Raw genomic sequence first — 21,407 nt, forward strand, 5'->3', positions numbered from 1 at the left:
TTATCTATTGAGATTAATAAGCAACTGTGCTTTCTTCAAATTTACTGAAGAAATTTGAGATTTCCACGGCTCAGCATCTTCAGATTTATCTGCACTCATGTAAGCTGTGTAGTATAAAAATGCTATAAATGCTTTATTGCTATCTACAATTTCTTCATCTTTAAGTCGCTTTAACTGTCGTATAACCTTCCTTGGACGCTTTAACACTAATTCTTGTTGAAGCTCTAATAAATCGCATCGTTGTTGTAAAGCGTTATGCTCAGTTTGTTCTTCTCCTTTGATGAGTCGTTCCGCTTCCTCTAGATAAAGATTGGACCATTCTACAATTTCTGCTCTAGAATCTTTGTTTAAATACAAGCTCAAATCTAAAAGTTTTGACGATAAAAAATAAGCAGAATAGAAGTTCTCGCCATTTTTATAATCCTTTAACTCTTGAGCTATATAAGACGTATTTACAGCATAGCGTTCAATAAGTGTGGAAATATTCTGAAAATCTTCAGTATAGTAATTAACATTAAGGATATTACCATTAATGTCCAAAATCTTTATGCTATCGTCATTAAACTTGTCAATGTATTTTTGACTGCGCTTGTCTTTAATTTCTTCGTACCAATCTGCATAATTGTATTCTGAAACGATAACTGGAACAAAGTGTTCCCAAATTAAAGGGCTTACATTTTCATCTTCAAAAAGGTTATTAATAAATATCGTTCTACCACTTTCATCTTTTGCAACAACAGGATATTGATACGTTGTGGTTTCTTCCCAAACCATAAGCACCATTTTATTTTGAACTTTTGCCAACGCTTGTGCTATTTCTAGATTTGTCATCCATTCCTGAGAAGAAACAGAAGCTGTGTTTACCATTAAAACAACAAGCAACAATTTTAGTAGAACGTTTTTCATATTTAGATTTTTTCTAAAGTTGTATCAAAAATTATTCCGAAGCTAGTATTATAGTTATATTTGTTTTTTCATTTCTTCAACAATATTATATGCTGCAGGACAAATAGCTACATTTTTTAAAGTTAAATTAGAAATTTGCTGAAACTTTTTACGGTCTGTATGCGGAAATTCTCTGCAGGCTTTTGGTCTTACATCATAAATCATACAATAATTATCCGCATCTAAAAACGTGCAAGGCACAGATTGCAACACATAATCATTATCCTCATCAACGCGCAAATAAGCATCAATAAACTGTTGCTCTTTCATTTTGAATGATTTAGATATGCGCTGAATATCCTTATCCGTAAATAAAGGTCCTGTAGTTTTACAGCAGTTAGCACATTGCAAGCAATCCGTACGCTCAAATTCTTCCTCATGCAACTCTTGCATAATGTAGTCTAATTGTTTTGGTGGCTTTTTTCTAAGTTTTGTAAAGAAGGTTTTGTTTTCCTTATGCTTATCTTTGGCCAGCTTTGGCAGATTATTGATTTGGTTTTGCATATTGTAAATATAATCAGAATGAGATGCTGAATCAAGTTCAGCATAACAAAAATACTATGACGAAAGACATCTTTGGAAAAGCACTATTAGACTATCAGAATGACAATTATTCTGAAGATATTATCACATGGACCAACATATCTGATAAGGATGAATTACCTCTTCCCTATTTATTCAGAACTTATTCTGAAATGCCAAAACTAGAGCAAAAAGCTTTACAACTAAGCAAAGGCAAAACTCTAGATGTTGGCTGTGGTTCAGGTAACCACGCTCTTTGGTTACAAGAAAAAGGATTTAATGTAAAAGCAATTGACAGCTCTAAAGGTGCTATTGAAGTCTGCGAATTACGAGGGCTAAAAAATGCCGAACACATTGCGTTATTAGAAGAAACAGATACGTTTGACACCATTCTGCTTTTAATGAATGGTACTGGTATTTTTCAGGAAATAATACAGGTTGCTAAATATTTAAACCATCTAAAAACTTTATTGAAGCCAAACGGACAAATTTTAATCGACTCATCTGATATTTCATATATGTATGAAGATGAAGATGGTGGTACTTGGATAGACTTGAACAGTGGTTATATTGGCGAACTTGATTATTTCTTTAGCTATAAAGGTGAAGAAGAAACACCTATGAAGTGGCTCTACTTAGATTTTGAAACACTAAACACAGCATGCCAAACCGTTGGTCTTAAATGCGAGAAAATTATGGATGGTGAGCATTTTGATTATTTAGCGAGGATTACTCACGTATAATTTCCACCTTGAACTTGATTCAGAATGTCAATAAAAAGATTCCTGCTTTCGCAGGAATTTTAGAAATCAAACTGATACGTAGCTCCTGCTAAAATCTGAATGCCTTGAACAGGGAAGTTTAAATAGCGTTCGTAATCCTGATTAAGGATGTTATTTACCTTTCCAAATACAGATAATTGATCGTTGATTTTATAACCTATATGCGCATTAACATCAAAATAACTATCCAAACTTATAACTGGACTTGGGTCTTGTGGCAATAATGTTGCTACTAAGTCTTGTTGGTCTTTTCGTTCTCCAACATAAATAGCACTAGCACCTGCATACCATTGTTCAGATATTTGTAAATCCATAAAGATAGAACCTGTTACGTTTGGTAAATTCCATGCTTCAGCTTCATTATCCATATCATAGTTAAAGTATTCGCCTTTAAAACCAAGCGTAAAGTTTCTATTGACATCAATGTTTAACTCACCAGCAACCGAAAAGGTAGTAACATCATCATACACCACACCAAAAGAGTTACCGTATTGGTAATCTGCTGTTGCATCACCTCTGGCATCATTTGCTTTTAATAATGCTTTATTCTCCTCAGCGTAATAATTTCCTTTAACGTTATAACTTACACTATTAGACAGCTTTCCTTTTAGTCCTAAAAACCCTTTATAGCGTTGGTCTGTTGGAGCAACATAAAGTGTTGGAGATACAAATGGATTTTCTGTAGCAAAATCGTAGCAAGAGTTTTGTTGTAACTGCCCTGTGATTCCACCATAAGCAATTAAAATTTCGTCTACTAAACGGTAAGATGCATCAATATTAGGATAGATAAAAAACTTATTATCGCTAAGTTCGGTATCGTTAAGATAGACTAAACTTAAGCCTAAATTGACCGTTAAATCATCTTGGGTTAATTGATACGAGGGAGATAAACCTACTGTAACATTTCCGTAATTAATGTCACCTAAATTCTCGTAATCAGTATCAAAGCTTCCACCAATATAATCCACATATAATTTTGTTTTTATAGCTTCTCCTTGCACAGGAATATCAAAACCTGCTTTAGCTACAAATCGGTTTTCACCAGAATCTTGATTGTCACCAAAACGTCTAAAACGCACACTACCATCATTGATAATAGCATCTTCAAAATTAATTTTTCCGCCTAAATAAAAACTATTAAACGTGTGGCTAGGATCTATCATATCAGCTTCCGTTTGTCCAAAGAAATTCTGTGGCAAACCATACCAGTTGTACGTCATTAAGTCGAAACCTCCATCTACTTTCCATGAAAAGTCTCTTAACTTTTGAGAGTAATGCGCATTTAAATGTGTGGTAGAAAAATCATCATCTAACAATAAATCTTCAATTCCGCCTTGAGAAGAATGGTGACTGAAATAACCACCAACATTTTCAGAATTACTTAGCTCATGATTAAGATATACTTCTCCTAAGATTGAAGTATAAGTACCCACACCAAGCGATGCGTAATTATCATATAACTTCACAGCTTTTGCTTTATCAACCGTTGCTGCTTTACCTTTTGCAGGCGTGAAAGTTGAAGCCACAGGAATAGAAAAAATATTGTACTTCACCTCTTTTTTCTTTACCAAATTAGAGTCTTGTAACTTTGGAGTATCCTTAATCTTAAAGGCATCTGAAATCGTAGGCTTGTATGGTGTTACCACATTTACTACCTGGTCATCAATAGTGTCTTTTGCTCGTTCTTGAGCTACTATTGATACACTGCTTGATATGGTGATTATAAAAATTAAAAACTTGATTTTCATTTGTAATGTTTTGAAGTTTCGACTCTAAGATTCCTGCCTGCGCAGGAATTTAGTTATCGTCGGTTTCGATTGATGAATTTGTTTTAGCTTCTTCGGTTTTAATCTTGTTAAGTTCTTGCTGTGCCTCTTGTACCACATCATCAAACTCTGGGAAATTAGAAATCACACTTTCTAAAATATAATTGGCCTGAAACGCATCACCCAAAGCATAGAAATTCTTCGCCATAACTACCAAACCTTTGGCACTGTAATATTTGTAACTGCTATAATCCTTAGCTAATTTTTGAATGGTTGTGTTTGAAGCTTCATACTTACCTTCCTTATTTTTAAAGTACGCATTATAGTATAGCGCTTCTGCTGCAACGCTTCCTGTAGCAATTTTTTCTACATCAGCATAGGCTATTTTTGCTTTGTCTTCGTTTCCTGTTTTTATGGCAGAACGTGCAATGATGATTTTAGCATCACTCTTCACTTTAGTATCTAAGTTAGAATTTGCCAATACCTTTTCAGCATAATTTTCAGCACTAGAATAATCCTCTGTTTGGTAATACGCATTCATTAAATTAGACTGCGCATACAATACATTCTGAGGATAGTCTGCTTCAGCCTCTAAAGTTTTTAAAACCGGAATCGCCTGAGACCAGTTAGAATCTTTCAAGTAAATTTCGCAAAGTTTCACTGTTGCCTGCTCTGTATATTCACTTCTTGATGCATCTACAACATATTTGTAATGTGGTTGAGCGGTTTCAAATAAATTCTTTTTGTAATATAATTGTGCAATGTAGAAATGCGATTTTAACGCATGAATACCATTAGGAAACTGATTTAAATATTTATTAAACTGACGAATGGCATTCTCAGTATCGTTTTCTAAGTATGGCTTTTCGGCTGCCAAATACATAGTATTATCCAACTCTACATCAGACACCTCAACATAGTCTAAAGACTTTACCCAAGCTGCGTAATCATCTACTCGACCTAAATCGATATAAATTAAACGCGCTGTAGATACTGCCTGAACAGCTTCACCAGAATTTGGAAAATCGGATGCTACTTTTTTAAACTTAGTTAATGCACGCTCATTATCATTGGCATTGTAGTACACCAAACCTTGACGTAACAACGCTTTTGAAGTGAAAGCACCACGTTTGTATTCCGAATTTAATCGGTCGTACATTTGCATCGCTTTGTCTGTCTCGTTAGACTTTACATAAGAATTTGCCAACTCGTACATAGCATCGTCTCGTAATGCTGACTTTGGATACGTGTCTATAAACGTATTAAGCTCAGAAATTTTTATAGATCCTTTGCCTAAATACCCATTACTCATCGCCTTTTGAAACGCTGCATAATCGGTTTCTATTTCATTAATCTGAATGGCTTTATCGTAAGCATTGATAGCATTTTGGTATTTACTAGATACAAAATAACCATCTGCCAACCTTAAATAAGCATCGTTTCGTCGTAGTCTGTCACCAGAATTATTATCAATAAATTTTTGAAAATATTTTGATGCGTTTGTATAATCTTTCAACTTGAAATAGGTGTAAGCTAAATTGTAATCTAAGTTTTCATTCTCAGATAATCCTGAAGCTTCAGACATGCCAACAAATTGTTTAAACCCAATTAAGGCATCATTATAGTTGGTTAAATTATATTCGGTTTCGGCTTTCCAAAAGGTAGCTTTTGCTACAAAAATTGGATCTCTCGGTTCTTTTAATGAGTTATTAAATAGCTTTAATGCCTCACTATAATTAGTATCATTATACAATTCAATTCCTCTGAAAAAAGCTACTTTTTGGTAAGCTACTTTGTTTTCAAAACTATTTTTACCTTTTAATAGTTCTAAGGCTTCTTTGTAGTTTTTTGATGTGATGTAAGAATCAATCAGTAAGATCTCAACTTCTTCTCTGTAGCTTGTATCTGGATATTTATCTAAATAACCTGCTAAAACCTGTGGTACAGATTGGTAAGGATTACCAATCTCATAACTAATCTTAGCATAGTTTAACCAAGCATCTTCCTGAATTTTTAAATCATAATCCATTTCAGATGCATTTCTAAACGCGTTTAATGCTTCTTGTTTTTTCTCTAGGTTAATGTAGCTTTCACCCAAATGATAATAAGCATTCTGTGCTACAGAGTTGTTACCATCTATAATTTTATTGAATTCTGAAATGGCTTTTTCAAAATCGTTTTGCTTGTAATAAGCGTAACCTATTTGGTAATAATCTGTGTTGCTCCACTTTCCTTTTTTGCCTTCATAAGCCTGAAGATAAGGAATGGATTCTTCGTATTTTTCGAGGTTAAAATAACTTTCACCTATAATTTTATTAAGTTCAGATGCTTCTACACCTCTACTGCTTGGTAATTGTTCTAAAGCAAGTTCTATGGCTTTTTCAAACTTTCCTAATTTAAAGTTTAAATCGGCTTGATAGTACGATAGTTTTTCCTTGTACTTTTCGTTATCACTCACCTGATCAAAATACTCATTCGCAGTATCGTAATCATCACCTTCGTAAGCCATGTAACCAATGTAATACTTAGCTTGCGAGCCATATTCCTTAGAATCTGCAACACGGTTAAGGTACTTTGTTGCTTCTTTTTTGCTATTTGTAGAATATAAAGTATAACCGTAATTAAAATTGAAACGCTCGCGCTCAGTACGTGCTATACTAGACTCATCTACTTTTTGATACCATTTGCGAGCATAGGCGTATTTACCATTTTCAAAATAGTAATCTGCAACATCTAAAAACGCAGTGTTTCGCTTTGTGCTTGTTGGATATTCTTCAACAAAATCTGTTATAAGATCGTCTGCATTTCGTTGGTTTAGTCGTACAGCACAATTGGCAATATAATACGAACAGTCTGACTGTAAAACAGCATCATCTGTGTTGTACTTAATATCGTCGAACAAGGATTGTGCAGCTTTGTACTGTTTGTTATTGTATAAGGTTAATGCCTTTTGGTAATCTTTTAACTCACTTGTATATACTGCAGATTTTTGTGCAAATCCCAGCATTGCAAACGTAAGAAAAACGATAAGTAATGGTCTTTTTAAAACTAGCATCAGCGTCGTTTTTTGATTAATATTTATTGATGATAAACTATCACTATTCAAATATAACTGAATACAAAATTTATAACGATAGAAAACCTGTATAATTATAAAATGGTTTATTAAATATTAGTTTAGCTTTATCTTTTATTTAACGCTTTTGTACTTAAACAATACATCTTAGCGTTTGATTATTGAGTTAATTAATGATACTTTTACATTTACTTAATTTTTTCATACAACTATGTCCGAAACTGTTTTACAACTAAAAAATGCAACAATATATCAAGGTGGCAATATGGTATTATCTGATGTTAACTTTGAAATGCAAAAAGGTGATTTTGTTTACCTTATAGGTAAAACAGGAAGTGGTAAAAGTAGTTTTATGAAAACGCTTTATGGCGACTTAGAACTTACCGAAGGTGAAGGCAACATCGTAGACTTTAACCTAAGATCTATGAAAGAAAAGGATATTCCTTTTTTACGAAGAAAACTGGGTATTGTGTTTCAGGATTTTAAGTTATTACCAGATAGAACTATAAATGGAAATCTTGAATTTGTACTTAAAGCTACTGGCTGGAAAGACAAAGACAAAATAAAAGAGCGCATTGAAAAAGTGTTGGACAAAGTGGCTATGAAAACCAAAGGTTTTAAGTTTCCTCATGAGCTTTCTGGAGGTGAGCAACAACGTATAGCCATTGCCAGAGCCTTACTTAATGATCCTGAGTTAATCTTAGCCGATGAGCCAACTGGTAACCTAGACCCACAAACCAGTATTGAAGTTATGGAAGTGTTACAAGACATCAATAAAAATGGCAATACCATTTTAATGGCCACACATGATTATGCTTTGCTTTTAAAGTATCCGAGCAAAACCCTAAAGTGTGATGAAAATAAGGTTTTTGAGGTGGTGCAGAGAAAAGGATAGATTTTTTTTCTACAAGCACTCAATTAATAAGTCTATAGAATTATTAGGATTAAACTCAGATAGCACCTTCATTCTCTCAATTCTTTGTGATGGTGAAATTGGCATACCATAAAACTTTTCTACCTTATCATTAAGCTCAGATTCATTGTTAAATAATTCGCAGCAAGACTCTAAACCTGTCCCTTCAATCATATATTTATTAACTAACACGACAGTATTAGTATGAAGTGCGTTTAATAATTTCAACTTTATACCAGAAGCCTGATAACTTATTAAGATATGTATAGCCGTTTTTGCAAACAGTTGCTCTAAATCCTGTAAAGATTCTATAATCTTAAAAGTTATATTATTAGCATTTGCTATTCGCTGGCTAATCATAGCATTGTCAAAGCTGCTGGCTATTATAAATTTTCTATTTGGTTTTGAAGAAAAGAAATCAATTAAAAAATCTGCAGCTCTTATATTATCTGATAATCTTAAGTCGCCATGAAATAAACAGTACTCTTGCAACTTAGATTCTTGCAATTCTGTTTTACTTTGAAAAACAGGAAGGTACCTTACATCCCTAAACAAATTAGAAAAATACTTTTGATCATTTAAAGAAATGGAAAATAATATGTCTGCAAATTTTAATTGCGATTGGTATTTTTTTAACCTCCAAGCCTCAAAATTATAGTATACTTTTTTAAAAAAACTATATTCTAAATCACCTATATTTTTAAAATAATTATGTTCTATATTATGAAGCCTAACATATGTTTTTAGTCCCTTAGCTACAATTACCTTTAGTGTTGCTGTTGTGTTTAATCCTTCGTATAAAACAGGAAAACCAATTTTAACAAGACATTGCACTAAACCTTTACTAGACCTACTTTTTACACTAAACGGTTTTAATGACAAATGACTGAGTAAAGTTGTATTCCTCTTGTAGGTATAAATCTGTTTACAATATTTCTCTAAGGGCTTGGTATCTGTTCTATCGCTTTGCTTGGTTACATAAAAATGAAGATAAACATCGATTCCTTTAGCATAAAGAGCCTTTATTTTGTAGAAAACATCTATAGTTCCACCATAGTTAGGAGGATAAGGATTATCAAAACAGACGATTTGAATAGATTTACTCATTGGTCAAATGTAATTATTTATTGATATTTGTTTATCAAAAAAACACTCATTTATAATGCAGCCTTTTTTTTCAGTAGTAATCTCTGTTTTTAACAAAAAAGACCATATCAAAGATACGATTAACAGTGTCTTAAATCAGTCTTTTAAAAATATTGAAATTATCGTTGTTGATGATGGCTCTACTGATGGCAGTAGCCAGATTATAAATGATTTTTTGGATGAACGCATTAAGGTTATTAGAACAAAAAACCAAGGCGCTTCTAAGGCTAGAAACACAGGCATAACTAATGCTAATACTAATTATATTGCACTATTAGATGGTGATGACTTATGGCACAAGGATTTTCTTATGCACATAAAAGAAGCCATAGCTGCTTTTCCTGATGAAAAAGTATATGCAACTGCATTATCACAAAAATACCCTAACAAAACTGTACCTGTTTCATACAGTTTTAAACAAAAGGAATTATATAGTGTTAGAAATTATTTTAAGTCCAGTAAAAAATATGCTATCCTATCTAGTTCTAGCACTGTCTTTAAAAAAGACATTTTAAAGACAACAGGAAACTTTGACCCTAACATTATATCTGGTCAAGATATAGATTTGTGGATTAGGTTTGCGATGTATTACAATGTTGTTTTTATAAACAAACCTTTAGCAATCTACAATCATATTGCAGACAGCTTATCTAATACAGCATACAGCTTAACTAACAAATCTAAATTTGATAAGTACCTTACTGAAGAAAAAGAAAACAAAGACTTAAAAGCATATCTAGATCTCAACAGATATTCTATGGCTTTATTAAGCAAGTTTCTTAACGATAAAACTCGTTATGACTACTATATATCATTTATAGATTTTAAAAATCTTACAGTAAGACAAACTATTTTATTAAAAAGCCCTAAATGGTTATTAAAACTTTTACTAAAATTAAAATCTTTTAGAGGCGAAAAGCTCTACTACCCTTCAAATTGATTTTTAAAATCCTGATAATCTCTTATATATTCTGCTTCTTTATATTCTGTTGAAGCCAAAACTAAACACACTGCACCAGACGAAAAGTTATCAATTTCCCTCCATACATTGGTAGAAATATATAAGCCTTGCGTAGGCTTATTTAAGATGATTTTTTTTGTGGTTTTACCGTCATCTAATGTTACCTCAAAACTACCACTTAGAGCAATAATAACAGATTGCTGCTCTTTATGAGCATGGCCACCTCTGTAACTATCACTAGGCACATCAAAAAGATAATAGACACGCTTTATAGAAAAAGGCACTGTATTTTTTTCTACTACAGCGAGAGAGCCTCTTTCGTCATGCACTTTTGGAATATCTATTATTGCTATTTTTGACATCATCTTAATCTTATTTTAGTATAGCTTTCCACTGTTTGCCAATATTATTTAGCGATAAATGAAGCACACTAGACTTTGCGTTTTCTTTACAGTGTAAATATAAATTTTTATCCTCTATCATTCTATTCATTGCATTAGCAAAAGCTTGAGCATTGTGGTTTTCTACCAATAAGCCGTTATGCTCATTAACAACAACTTCATTTGGACCTGATTTGCAATCTACCGAAACCACAGGTACTCCTAAAGCTAAAGCCTCTGGTATAGCCATAGGAAAACCTTCGTACCTACTTGCTAAAACTGAAAAAAGACTATTTTTTATGTATGGATAAGGATTTTTTTCGAAACCATTAAAAACAACGTACTCATTAATTTTAATTGTTCTTGTGTACGTAATTAAATCTGCTTCGTCTGGTCCATTACCCAATACTAAAAGTTTTATATTTTGTTGCGAAAGGTTAGATAACTTATAAGCATCAAACAGTAGTTTTAAGTTTTTGTGCTCATCATCTAATCTTCCAAAATAGATAATATAATTGCTTAAATCATTATCTGCTTTTTGGTCTGCATTTTTCCTGATATTTTCAAAATCAAAGCTATTATAGATTGTTGTAATATTTTTTAATGCATAGGTTTTTCTATAATTATCTTCTGCTGCTTTAGAAACAGCTACCATTTTTTTGTTTTTATACAAATAGGTATTCAACCATTTGTATGATGTAAATGCTTTTTTGTAATTATAGTTATGCAACACATAGATTACAGGTAAGGTATATATAAACTTTGTTACCAAAAATTCTCTGTAGGCCTGTACTCTAGACCTTGCATCTATTACAATTTCTATGTTATTCTTTTTTAGGTACTTTTTAAAAATAAAAAGTCGATTTATCCTTCCAAAAATCGAAGAATCTTCCTTTTTTATTTTTCCAAGATTAAACAGTGTGCCTTTGTAAGAATAATCTATTCTGTCTAAAACCGAAACAATATGAATATCGTAACCCAAGCCATCTAAAATATGAGACAGTAACGCAGAAGAACGTTCTGCACCACCTCCACCAAGTGAAGATACTACAATACATATTTTTTTGGTCTTGGTTTTAATCATTAAGAACTATCTTTGAAGAACAAATGTAACGATATAAATGAAGATTTTACTTGTTGGTGAATACAATAGAACACATTATAACTTAAAAAAAGCACTCAATAAATTAGGACATGAAGCTTTAGTTATTGGTACAGAAGACGGTTTTAAAAAAGTAGATGTGGATATTGAAATTAACAACCCGTTTAATTCGTATTTACTCAAAAAAACAAGATCTTTAATTTATAGAGTTTTCAAAATAGATTTGCTTTCTGTCTATACTAAAAATAAAATCAAATCTAATAAACACCTCCTTTCTAATTACGATGTTGTACAATACATTAACGAAAGTCCTTTTTTAATAGACCGAAAAGGTGAGTTAGCTATTTTTAAACTCTTCAATTCCTGGAACAAGAAATCTTTTCTGCTTTCTACAGGTACCGATTATATAAGTGTATCTTATGCTTTTGATAAAAAATTTAGATACTCAATACTTACTCCTTTGTTTGAAGGAAAAGTTTCTAAAAAAGACTTTAGTCCTGCCCTTAATTACCTATCAAAATCTCATAAAACTTTACACGACTATATTGTTTCTAAAATTTCTGGCATAATTTCTAAAGACTTAGACTATCATATTCCATTATTAGGCCATCCAAAATATTTAGGCATGATACCTCATGCCATCGATGTTGACTCTTTAGAATACAAAAAACCAGTAGTTAAAGACAAAGTCGTTATCTTTCATGGCATTAACACAAACAACTACTATAAAAAAGGTAATGATATTTTTGATGCTGCCTTAGAAATCATCTCTAAAAAACACACTGACAAAGTAGATATTATTACCGTAAAGGACCTCCCTTACAAAGCGTATATAGAAAGCTTTAATAAGGCTCATATTCTTTTAGATCAAGTTTATGCCTACGATCAAGGCTTTAATGCTTTGGAAGCTATGGCTAAAGGCATTGTGGTATTTACAGGTGCTGAAAAAGAATGGTTAGAATATTATAATGTACAAGAAGACACCATTGCCATTAATGCGCTTCCTGATGAAGTACTTATTGCCGAAAAGCTTGAATGGTTAATAAATAATCCTGAGGTAATCACTGAAATTTCGTTGAATGCAAGGCAATTTGTAGAGCAGCATCACAACTATATTAATTGTGCTATATCTTACCTAGATAAATGGTCTTAATCTTTTTGTCTCGGAAACCTAAGCTCTAAAGAAATCCTTGTTATGTCGCTGTTTTGATTTACTGCAGAACCATGAATTAAAAACGGTGTAAACAGCAGTGCTTCTCCTTCGCCTGGATTTGGCCTTATCATTTTTATTGGTCCTGATTGTGTTTCTAAAATACATGGTACATAATACACATTACCATTTATTTTTGCTCCTTTACTTTCTGTTCTTAATATATCGTTTTCTGGAAATAAATGGCTTCCTGGTAAAACAGGCAACGAAGATTTGTTATTACAACCTTCTATTGGCAACCACACATTTACGATATCTTCCCAATAGCTTAAATAACCATCTCTGTGAGGTGGATTTATATCTAGTGTGTTGGGTCTGCTTATTCTAATTTGAATGTGCGACTTTTGAAGCTCTTCTACCCAAGAGGTTAATTTATAACCTAACACATCGCCAAATCGTTTGGCTAACAAATCTATATCAAAGTCAAAATCCTTTGTTTCTAAGTTTCTTGTAATGGAAATTACATTATTATGCAACTCGTTAGTTGTAACATATTTATGATAGTTTTTTAACTCAAAATCTGAGGCATCAACATCGACATCATTAGTTTTTAATGCGCCTAAAATGATATTTTTAATAGAAGTTCTTAAATTTTCAAACTCATTTCCTTCAAAAGCTCTTACAACATCAAAACCTTTGTTTTCCCAAGACATTTTAGACAAAACATTGTCTTCTGCTTTATAAAGCAATTCTTTTTCTCCCCAAAAAAAATCACCTTCTACATTAAATTCAAAAGGCTCATTATCTATGAATAAACTACAGGTCTTCATCATTAGTTACTTTTTCTTTTTTTTGATTATTAAAATACATTTTAATAACAACCACAACCATTACAAAATATATCACATATCTAACAAAATGCGCTAATACCACACCTTCTGTTCCGTATTGCTGAACAAACACCTTTGACAACAACAAAAATAATCCCATGGATATGAGCTCTGTAATTATAAAGCTTTTTACCAATCGTTTTGCTAAAAATTGATGTGCCAAAACCAATGATCCTAACCGAATAAAGTCTCCTAAAAGTTGCCATTTAAACAGTGGCTCCATACCAGTAAAATCTGGATAAACGATTTGTATAATTATGTTTCTCAAAACATAGACTAATAACATTCCCAAACCAAAGATTGGTAATATTGTTTTGTAAATGTTTGCCACTTCTTTTTTAAAATCAACCTCGTTGGTTATTCCTGCAAATTTTGGAAGAACATACAGTGTAAATAAGCCGGAAGCAAACACCATATAATTTTTAGAAATAAAGGTTATTCCTGTCCAGTAACCTGCTTCATCCACTCCTAAATCATCAGCGATGTAGGTTCTTATGTCTAACTCAATATAATTCAACAAAAATGTTGACACAAAAGACATTAGTGTAAATGACAACAGTTTGTTTTTATAGGATACATTAATCTTTAGAAGATTAAATGGTATAATTGTTTTTAGCACTTTCCCAAAAACGAGCACTAATACCAATAGTTGAATTATTGGTGCAAGAACTATAGCTACAATGACGCCTTTAAGGTTATAAGTATATAATCCTACCAGCAATACAAATGATGCTATGAGGTAACTTATAAGTTCTATTTTGGCGTAACTCTTATAGTCTGAAACCCCATTTACTATACCACCTATCATTCTATTTATTGCTAAAAAAGGAACTACAAATGCCAATAATTTAAATGCGTAACTAAACGTTTCAGAATTAAATAAGAAAAGTGAAAGCTGATGAGCGCCAAAAAATAATATAACTGCAGAGACTAAAGACCCAATAAGAAGGAAAATTGATGCTGTAGAAAACACCTTGACGAGCTCTGGCTTGTTTTGTCTTAACTCGGCCACATACTTTACCACACCATTAAAAGTTCCTAAGGTTGAAAAACTAGTAAGCATTCCCAAAACATTGCGTATTTGACCTATACTAGCTATACCAGATTCGCCTAAAGAAATTGCTAAAAACCGTTGCACAAACACTGAAACAACTAACCTTATAGAAATTACCACTGCATTAAGCGATGTAATTTTAAGCACAATATTATCTCTAAAGAGTTTAGGAAGTTTCATGCTTAATGTATTTAAAAATCATCTATGCCATCATCATTGATAACACCAAACAAAGAACTTCCGAAAATGAGTAATACAATACCGAAGTGCATAAGATAGCTGAGGCAGTGTCCCATTACAGCGCCTTTTATTCCAAAAACATCAATAAAATAAATGCTTGAAAAGTACATAATTACAAACAAGAACACCTCTATAATTATAAAGTGGGTAAACATCTTCTTGGCCAAGAATTTGTAGGCTATAACCATTGACATAACTCTCATAAAGTCTCCAAGTATTTGATAACCCATTAAATCTTCTACAGGTCTAAATTCTTCGGTAAAAAGCAGACTTACCAACAAACTTCTACTGAGGTAAATTATTCCTAATATTATTGCAAAAATTGGCAATACGGTTTTATAAAAACTGAAAACCTCTTTCCTAAATTCGCTTCGAGATTTTAACTCTGCAAATCGAGGCAAGATATACAATGCCATAAGCGAATTGATAAACATAAGATAGTAATCTGAAACTCTGGTTACAGCTGTCCAGTAACCAGCTTCTTTCATTCCTATTTCTGAAATAATATAATTTCTAATTATAATATATACTATTGGTAATGCTACAGAAGACACTAATGCCATAACCATATAAGGACTCAACTTTCTTAGTACTGGTATTTGAATGTCTGTTATATTTATAATTGACATTAAGTTTTTTCTAAAAGCAATTCCTACGATTGTGATAAGAAGATTTAGAGCTGGTGTAATAACCACAGCAATTAATGCACCATCTATATTTTCTTGCTTTATTAGAAGTAGCGTAACTAACAGGCCTAAAATTTGACCTATAATATTTATGATTAATAAAATCCTATATTTTGAAAAGCCATTCATAATGGCAAACGCAAACATGTTTAGAGCATAAAAAGGAAGCACTATTGCTAGTTTTTCTATAACATATACATAGTTATTGTTAAAGAAAATTAGCTCATTTATAAACTCTGCATTATAGTAACAGAAAAAAGCTAATATCAATGATGAGAAAAAACCAAAATAAAATACCGTAGACAATACAGAGGTTAATTCTGCTACGTTATTTTTACATTTTCCTATAAGCTTTACAAAGCCGTTATATAAACCTGCTATTGATATGGATTGAGCAGTACTAAGAAAATTTCTTAAATTTCCTATCAGTGCCATACCCTCTGGACCAATAAACAAAGCTATAAACTTAGATATTAAAATACCTGCAAGAATCTTAATACTAAGATTGGCCGTATTAAGACTCGCGGCTTTAACTAAAACTTCATTATTTATATAGTGAAAAAACTTTTTCAATTAATAAGCATTTACTACTTCTACAACAGTATTTACTTCTTTATCTGTTAATACAGAACTTATTGGCAAACTTATAATTCTTTTATGAATTTGCTCTGTTATAGGCAATTTTAAATATGAAAATCTTTCTAATGCTTGTTGCTTGTGAGGCGGAACAGGATAATGAATTAACCATTCTATATTGTTTTTATTTAAATAATTAATAAAATCGTCTCTATCATCAACCTCAACTACAAAAGCGTAAAAAACATGATTATCAAACCCTTCATAAAATGGTGTTCTTACTCTAGAATTTGTAATCTCATTAATATAGCGCTTTGCTATAGTTCTCCTTACCTTATTATCTGTATCTAAAACCTTAAGTTTAATACTTAAAAAAGCTGCCTGAAGATCATCTAACCTACTATTGTAGCCAATAATTTCATTTTCATATTTTACTATACTACCATAATTTCTTAATAATGTAACAGCTTCATACAATTCATTATTATTAGTTGTTACAGCACCTCCATCTCCTAACGCACCTAAATTTTTACTTGGATAAAAACTAAATGCAGCTGCATCTGCTAAATTTCCGGCTTTTAATTTTTTGTCTTTAGAAGTGGCTCCATGTGCTTGAGCTGCATCTTCAATTAATAACAAATTATAATCATTAGCTAGGGATTTTAAGCTTTTAAAATCTGCCAGCTGACCATACAAATGAACCATAATTATTGCCTTTACTTCTTCTGTATAAGACGCTTTAACTCCTTGCAATGATATATTATAAGTTGCCGGATCTGGCTCTACTAATACAGGCTCTAACTCGGCATGAATTACAGACAAAATGGTAGCAATAAATGTATTAGCTGGCACCAAAACCTTGTCTCCTTTTTTCAGCTTTCCTATTTTTATATATCCTCGTAAAATTAAAGTTAAAGCATCTAAACCATTGGCTGTACCAACACAGTAGTCGGTACCACAATAATTAGCAAATTCTCTTTCAAATTTATCTACATTAGGACCTAAAATATAATATGACGTATCTAAAGACTTACTAAACGATGTCTCTAGTGCTTCTTTAAATCTATTATTTATTTTATGTAGATCCAAAAACTTAATCATATGTACAGATCGTTTAAAAGTTTTACGTTAACGGTATCAAACTTGTAAAAACTCTGAGTAATAGAATGCGATCCAAAGCCTTCTTTCCAATACAGTAAACCTTGATTAATATTCTGACCTTGGTTGAGATTGGATATCCCAAAATTAAAATAAGACTTGCTTGCAAAAACATCTTCTAAAAGGTGATGATGCAAAAAATCTAAGCTGCCCAAAGTATTTTTATCCGTATTTCCAGAAATATACTGACTGTGAGCCACATGCTTTGTTTCAAAAATGGTAGTACCAGCAACAATTATATTGTTATGATAAACATTGAATTGTCTTATTTTATTTGGAAACTTAGTTTTTAAAAGCTGAATTTCTTCTAAGCTATGCACAGGTTTTACATCGTGTTTATTATCTAGATTAGGTATTAGGATTTTGTTCCAAAAATCTTCAAAATCATTAACCTCTTTAACAACTAGGTTATTTTTTTGACCTCTCTTATAACCATTTTTTCTACTTCTGTTATAGGCTTTAAATTTTAAATCTACAACAGAGTGCATATCCACTCTAACCAATTGAGCTTTCAACTTAAAACACAAATATGCTAAAGGATTATTGGTTTGGTTTTCTAAGAAAACTATGGGTAATTCTTTTAACTCAAGAGTCTTTATTTTATTATCTAAAAGATAGTTTAGCACTGCTTTTAATAGATTTATAACATCTTCAGATTTTAAATCTGATTTATAAATAAATCCTCCATAAGTTAACCCTTGGTGAGAATACACACAATCATCAACCTTGTTTGCAGGCATCAATGCTATTAACTTTTCATCTTTATAGATCATTAATGAAAAATCCTGAAACCTATCGTTATGATAGTCCATAAAATCCCTTTGAAAAAGAAATGTTTGCTGGTTGCTATCAACAGCAAATTTATCCCATTCTATATGGTCTGAAGCTTTGTATTTTTTAACTAAATAAATATTTTAAAAAATATAATTTTTAAGAATGTGAAAGTACAAATTTTATAGAAATGTTGTACTGCGATGTTTTACTCTACCTTTTCTAACACCACATTACCTTTACTATCGAGCACCTTGTAAGTGCCAAAAGGTTCGCCTTTTTCAATAATAGTATAGCTACTGTCTTCTTGTAAGTTATCTAAATAAGCTTCATCTTCTGAAAGGTATGAGAATAAAACTCTAAAAAGATTTACATTGGTTTTTAACTTATCGTCATATTCTGGTGCATTACTCGGCCATTTTATGGCTAATGCTGCACTAAAAACAGTATTAATAAGGTCGCTATCCGTTTGTTTTTGTTTGCATTGATGCATGTAATCTAATCCTACAAAACCTCCATGATCTGCTATAATTACAATTAAGCCATTAGGATCATTTTTTGTAATTATATCAACAGATTCTTTTAACCACTCATTTGACTCTTCTAACTCTTTAAGGTAATTTTTCCTTTCGTGCTCTGCTCCTTTAGACTCATTACCACGAGTAGCTATATGACCAGGCTTTAACTTCTCTAAAAAGAAAAAATTATTTGTAGATGTATTATTTTTTATGGCACTTTCTAAGTCTTCATTAAGATCTCTGAGAACATCAAACCCTCTAGAAAAAAATGAAATATCACTAGTTTGCAAGTTTGAATAATCATACGCTATTTTTGGTCTATTGAGTAATAGATATGACTTTTCGAGCAATAAAAATGTTTTGTAATTGTTCTTTTTAAAAACAGAAATCACTGGGTTTTCTCCCACAATAACATCTCTGGCACTATATACTTCTTCTAATCCTGGTTTTAAAGGCTTATTATAGTAATGATGCTTCATAGAAAACATAGAACTATTAGAGCTCAAAGTAGAAAAATAATTACTTCTAAAATTTTCATATAACTTAAAATCGTTGTCTTGCAAAAAGGATTCAAACGCTTTATTATCGTAATTATAATTGCTCTTTTTTAGTTCAGAGAAATTTGCATAACCATCTGGTTGAATAATATAAATATTAGGTTTTTTCTTAAACACAACCGCTTCTATATTATCGGGTTGCTGCATCCATTGACTAGAATACGTGAAGTGTCTGTATATATCTGGAAGCAATTTTAAAGCCACTAAAGAAGCCAACAGATACTGCAAAACAATTATCTTATTAAAATGCTTTCTTAATAAAACACCTAATAAAACAGGTACTAAGAGGATAAAAAAACTGTTCTTATTCTCAAATCCTTGAACACTTATAATCACAAAAAAAGTAAACAGAACTAAATTAAAAACAGGAATACAATAGCGCTTTAACTTATATAAAAAATGCTTTTTTGATAAAATTTTATAAACACCAAATATTAATACCACTGGCATTAACAGATAAAAAAGCACATAAAACAAAAACTGACTCCAAGAGTTAAGGATAGAAAAGTTTTTATCGTAATAATAAAACAAAGGATACAAACCCGAAGCAAGCGCTGCCACAACAGGAAACTCTTTTTTACTACTAATAAAATCTATAACTATTGCTCTTAACTTATTTAGCATTTTTTTCGTTTTAAGAAGAACATAACGCGCTCACTATTAGATATAGCCTTTGTTTCTAAAACCTCAAAAAACTCAGCGTAAGTATTTTCAAAATTTGAAAGATTATAATGTTCAAAATGATTTTTAAACTCTGCTTTGTTGTTTAGCAACCGTTGCACCCAAGAATCATTTCGCTTAGGAAATTCTATAATTAAATATTTAGAAAACTTAGCAAAAAACTCTGCAGACCTTGCAAAAGGCACATTGCCAGATAAAGATATATGATGTATTACTGCCAAGGCTAAGGTAACATCTGGCGCAAAGGCTTTAACTCTGTTAATGAAGGCGTCTCGCTCTTCATTATTCAAGCCAATTGATGGAGCAGGATTTAAAACATCTAACAAAAACGGAAGCATAAACCTTTCTTGACTTTGCTTCATCGTCTTATAATTAAAATCCACGGCATTATTATCTATATCACCCACCAAAGCAGTATCTATTGCTGCATCTAGTTTTCTAACAAAAGTACCATCATTACCACCAACATCAATCAACGTTTTAGGCGCAATGTCTTTTACCCAATTATTAATAATTGTAGATTTTTCATCAAAAGCATTATCCGAATAATTGGTTTTATCATAGTAATTTCCCCATTCAGATTTCTCTTTTAGTTCTAGCTTTTTTATGTAATTATAAAGACTCTCTATTATATTTAATTGCCCTTTCTTAGATAGTTTTGCTACTTTAGATTCGTTTTTATAATCTTCGTTGTGCTTATCTTCTAGTTTAGCTAACAAGTGAATATTAGAATACAATAAAGGATTTAACTTAGTCCTTGTAGGCAACATAGAACTAATCATTTTCACAGAAATACCATCTATAAAACTACTTAATAATTTTAATTGGTCTGCTCCATGAAAATGCGCCAAAACTAATGGCCCAAAAAAGTGAGTTATAAATTGTTTATAAGCACGCCAAGGTGAGTCTTCATTATAAAAATCGAATGATAGTGTATCTATAAAAATAGCTTTTCCTTTATTAAAAGTAACATTAAATGCCGAAGCGTCTTTTAATGAAAAACCATTCTCTAAGCTGTACTTTTGTAATTTTAAGGTTAATAAAGCGGCTTCTTTGTACATATTGAAGCTCCACTCGTAAGGATAAGTAACAAAAGGAATTTTTTCTGCTTTAATGATAACTTTATCTTCAGTTTTTGAAATTTCTTCATGCGGAATCAATAATTCATTTTTAAAAAGTTTATTGAAAAATCCGCTTTCTGATAAAGCATTATATTGATTAAAATATATAGGGTTAACAACACGTTTTACTTCGTTGTTTTCTATAAATACATAACCTGATGGATCTCTAAATGATGATGAATGAGCAGATTTATTGTTCACTAGTGTTTTTGTTATCTATATCAGAATCCTTAACATCTATATCATCAAAAACATCTTTATCATCTTTTTTTACCAAACCCAAAAACAGTTTAATCTTATACATTAGGTTTTTTGAAAAAAGAACAACTCCTGCTACTGCTGCAATAATTGCCTGAACAATCATAGCGCCTAAACCTGGATCAAAATAGAGAAGAATCATACTATACTTTTT

At 31.6% G+C, this 21,407-nt stretch carries 19 protein-coding genes; 4 read left to right on the plus strand and 15 right to left on the minus strand.

Annotated features, from left to right (window positions below; translation table 11 throughout):
• A complete protein-coding gene (locus P7122_RS01180) occupies positions 1-906 on the minus strand; it encodes a hypothetical protein (RefSeq protein ID WP_278003948.1) in 906 nt (301 codons plus the stop codon).
• Between the two features lie 54 nt (positions 907-960).
• The gene (locus tag P7122_RS01185; RefSeq protein WP_278003949.1) at positions 961-1,449 is read right to left on the minus strand and encodes a YkgJ family cysteine cluster protein; all 489 of its coding nucleotides are present in this window, start codon (positions 1,447-1,449) and stop codon (positions 961-963) included.
• Positions 1,450-1,505: 56 nt separating this feature from the next.
• Between P7122_RS01185 and P7122_RS01190 the strand changes: the two genes are divergently transcribed.
• Positions 1,506-2,210, plus strand: a complete 705-nt coding sequence (locus P7122_RS01190) for a class I SAM-dependent methyltransferase (protein ID WP_278003950.1) — start codon at positions 1,506-1,508, stop codon at positions 2,208-2,210.
• A 59-nt stretch (positions 2,211-2,269) separates the two neighbouring features.
• On the opposite strand, the gene P7122_RS01195 is transcribed toward P7122_RS01190, so the two are convergent.
• On the minus strand, positions 2,270-3,997 hold the full coding sequence (locus P7122_RS01195) for a TonB-dependent receptor (RefSeq protein ID WP_278003951.1): 1,728 nt from the start codon (positions 3,995-3,997) through the stop codon (positions 2,270-2,272).
• Positions 3,998-4,046: 49 nt separating this feature from the next.
• A complete protein-coding gene (locus P7122_RS01200) occupies positions 4,047-7,070 on the minus strand; it encodes a tetratricopeptide repeat protein (protein WP_278003952.1) in 3,024 nt (1,007 codons plus the stop codon).
• Positions 7,071-7,302: 232 nt separating this feature from the next.
• On the opposite strand from P7122_RS01200, the gene P7122_RS01205 reads away from it, so the two are divergent.
• Entirely contained in the window at positions 7,303-7,986 is a 684-nt protein-coding gene (locus P7122_RS01205) for a cell division ATP-binding protein FtsE (protein WP_278003953.1), read from the plus strand.
• Positions 7,987-7,995: 9 nt separating this feature from the next.
• Here P7122_RS01205 and P7122_RS01210 read toward each other — a convergent pair whose 3' ends face one another.
• On the minus strand, positions 7,996-9,111 hold the full coding sequence (locus P7122_RS01210; RefSeq protein WP_278003954.1) for a hypothetical protein: 1,116 nt from the start codon (positions 9,109-9,111) through the stop codon (positions 7,996-7,998).
• Positions 9,112-9,166: 55 nt separating this feature from the next.
• Here P7122_RS01210 and P7122_RS01215 point away from each other — a divergent pair, with 55 nt between their 5' ends.
• Entirely contained in the window at positions 9,167-10,090 is a 924-nt protein-coding gene (locus P7122_RS01215) for a glycosyltransferase family 2 protein (protein ID WP_278003955.1), read from the plus strand.
• Here P7122_RS01215 and P7122_RS01220 read toward each other — a convergent pair.
• Complete coding sequence (locus P7122_RS01220) at positions 10,075-10,473, minus strand: sugar 3,4-ketoisomerase (protein ID WP_417871474.1); 399 nt, start codon at positions 10,471-10,473, stop codon at positions 10,075-10,077. The two genes, P7122_RS01215 and P7122_RS01220, sit on opposite strands and share 16 nt — an antisense overlap.
• A gap of 10 nt (positions 10,474-10,483) precedes the next feature.
• Positions 10,484-11,575, minus strand: a complete 1,092-nt coding sequence (locus P7122_RS01225; RefSeq protein ID WP_278003957.1) for a glycosyltransferase — start codon at positions 11,573-11,575, stop codon at positions 10,484-10,486.
• A 37-nt stretch (positions 11,576-11,612) separates the two neighbouring features.
• Here P7122_RS01225 and P7122_RS01230 point away from each other — a divergent pair, with 37 nt between their 5' ends.
• Complete coding sequence (locus tag P7122_RS01230; protein WP_278003958.1) at positions 11,613-12,746, plus strand: glycosyltransferase; 1,134 nt, start codon at positions 11,613-11,615, stop codon at positions 12,744-12,746.
• Here P7122_RS01230 and P7122_RS01235 read toward each other — a convergent pair.
• The 8 genes from P7122_RS01235 to P7122_RS01270 all read right to left on the minus strand — a co-directional run bounded on the left by P7122_RS01235 (position 12,743) and on the right by P7122_RS01270 (position 21,395).
• The gene (locus tag P7122_RS01235; RefSeq protein WP_278003959.1) at positions 12,743-13,576 is read right to left on the minus strand and encodes a phytanoyl-CoA dioxygenase family protein; all 834 of its coding nucleotides are present in this window, start codon (positions 13,574-13,576) and stop codon (positions 12,743-12,745) included. The genes P7122_RS01230 and P7122_RS01235 overlap by 4 nt on opposite strands.
• Complete coding sequence (locus P7122_RS01240) at positions 13,560-14,867, minus strand: O-antigen translocase (protein ID WP_278003960.1); 1,308 nt, start codon at positions 14,865-14,867, stop codon at positions 13,560-13,562. The genes P7122_RS01235 and P7122_RS01240 overlap by 17 nt, the downstream gene beginning before the upstream one ends.
• Positions 14,868-14,878: 11 nt before the next feature.
• Positions 14,879-16,186 carry an O-antigen translocase gene (locus P7122_RS01245; protein ID WP_278003961.1) on the minus strand — a complete coding sequence of 436 codons (1,308 nt, stop codon included), beginning with the start codon at positions 16,184-16,186 and terminating at the stop codon, positions 14,879-14,881.
• On the minus strand, positions 16,187-17,290 hold the full coding sequence (locus P7122_RS01250) for a DegT/DnrJ/EryC1/StrS family aminotransferase (protein ID WP_278003962.1): 1,104 nt from the start codon (positions 17,288-17,290) through the stop codon (positions 16,187-16,189).
• Positions 17,287-18,159 (minus strand): GNAT family N-acetyltransferase, encoded by an 873-nt coding sequence (locus tag P7122_RS01255; protein ID WP_278003963.1) that lies wholly within the window; start codon positions 18,157-18,159, stop codon positions 17,287-17,289. The genes P7122_RS01250 and P7122_RS01255 overlap by 4 nt, the downstream gene beginning before the upstream one ends.
• A 167-nt stretch (positions 18,160-18,326) precedes the next feature.
• A complete protein-coding gene (locus P7122_RS01260) occupies positions 18,327-19,817 on the minus strand; it encodes a hypothetical protein (protein ID WP_278003964.1) in 1,491 nt (496 codons plus the stop codon).
• On the minus strand, positions 19,811-21,196 hold the full coding sequence (locus P7122_RS01265) for a class I SAM-dependent methyltransferase (protein WP_278003965.1): 1,386 nt from the start codon (positions 21,194-21,196) through the stop codon (positions 19,811-19,813). Before P7122_RS01265 ends, P7122_RS01260 begins: the two co-directional genes overlap by 7 nt.
• Complete coding sequence (locus tag P7122_RS01270; protein WP_278003966.1) at positions 21,186-21,395, minus strand: hypothetical protein; 210 nt, start codon at positions 21,393-21,395, stop codon at positions 21,186-21,188. Before P7122_RS01270 ends, P7122_RS01265 begins: the two co-directional genes overlap by 11 nt.
• Positions 21,396-21,407: the final 12 nt, after the last annotated feature.

This window comes from Winogradskyella marincola, from assembly GCF_029624125.1.
In the GTDB taxonomy this organism is placed as follows: Bacteria; Bacteroidota; Bacteroidia; order Flavobacteriales; family Flavobacteriaceae; genus Winogradskyella; species Winogradskyella marincola.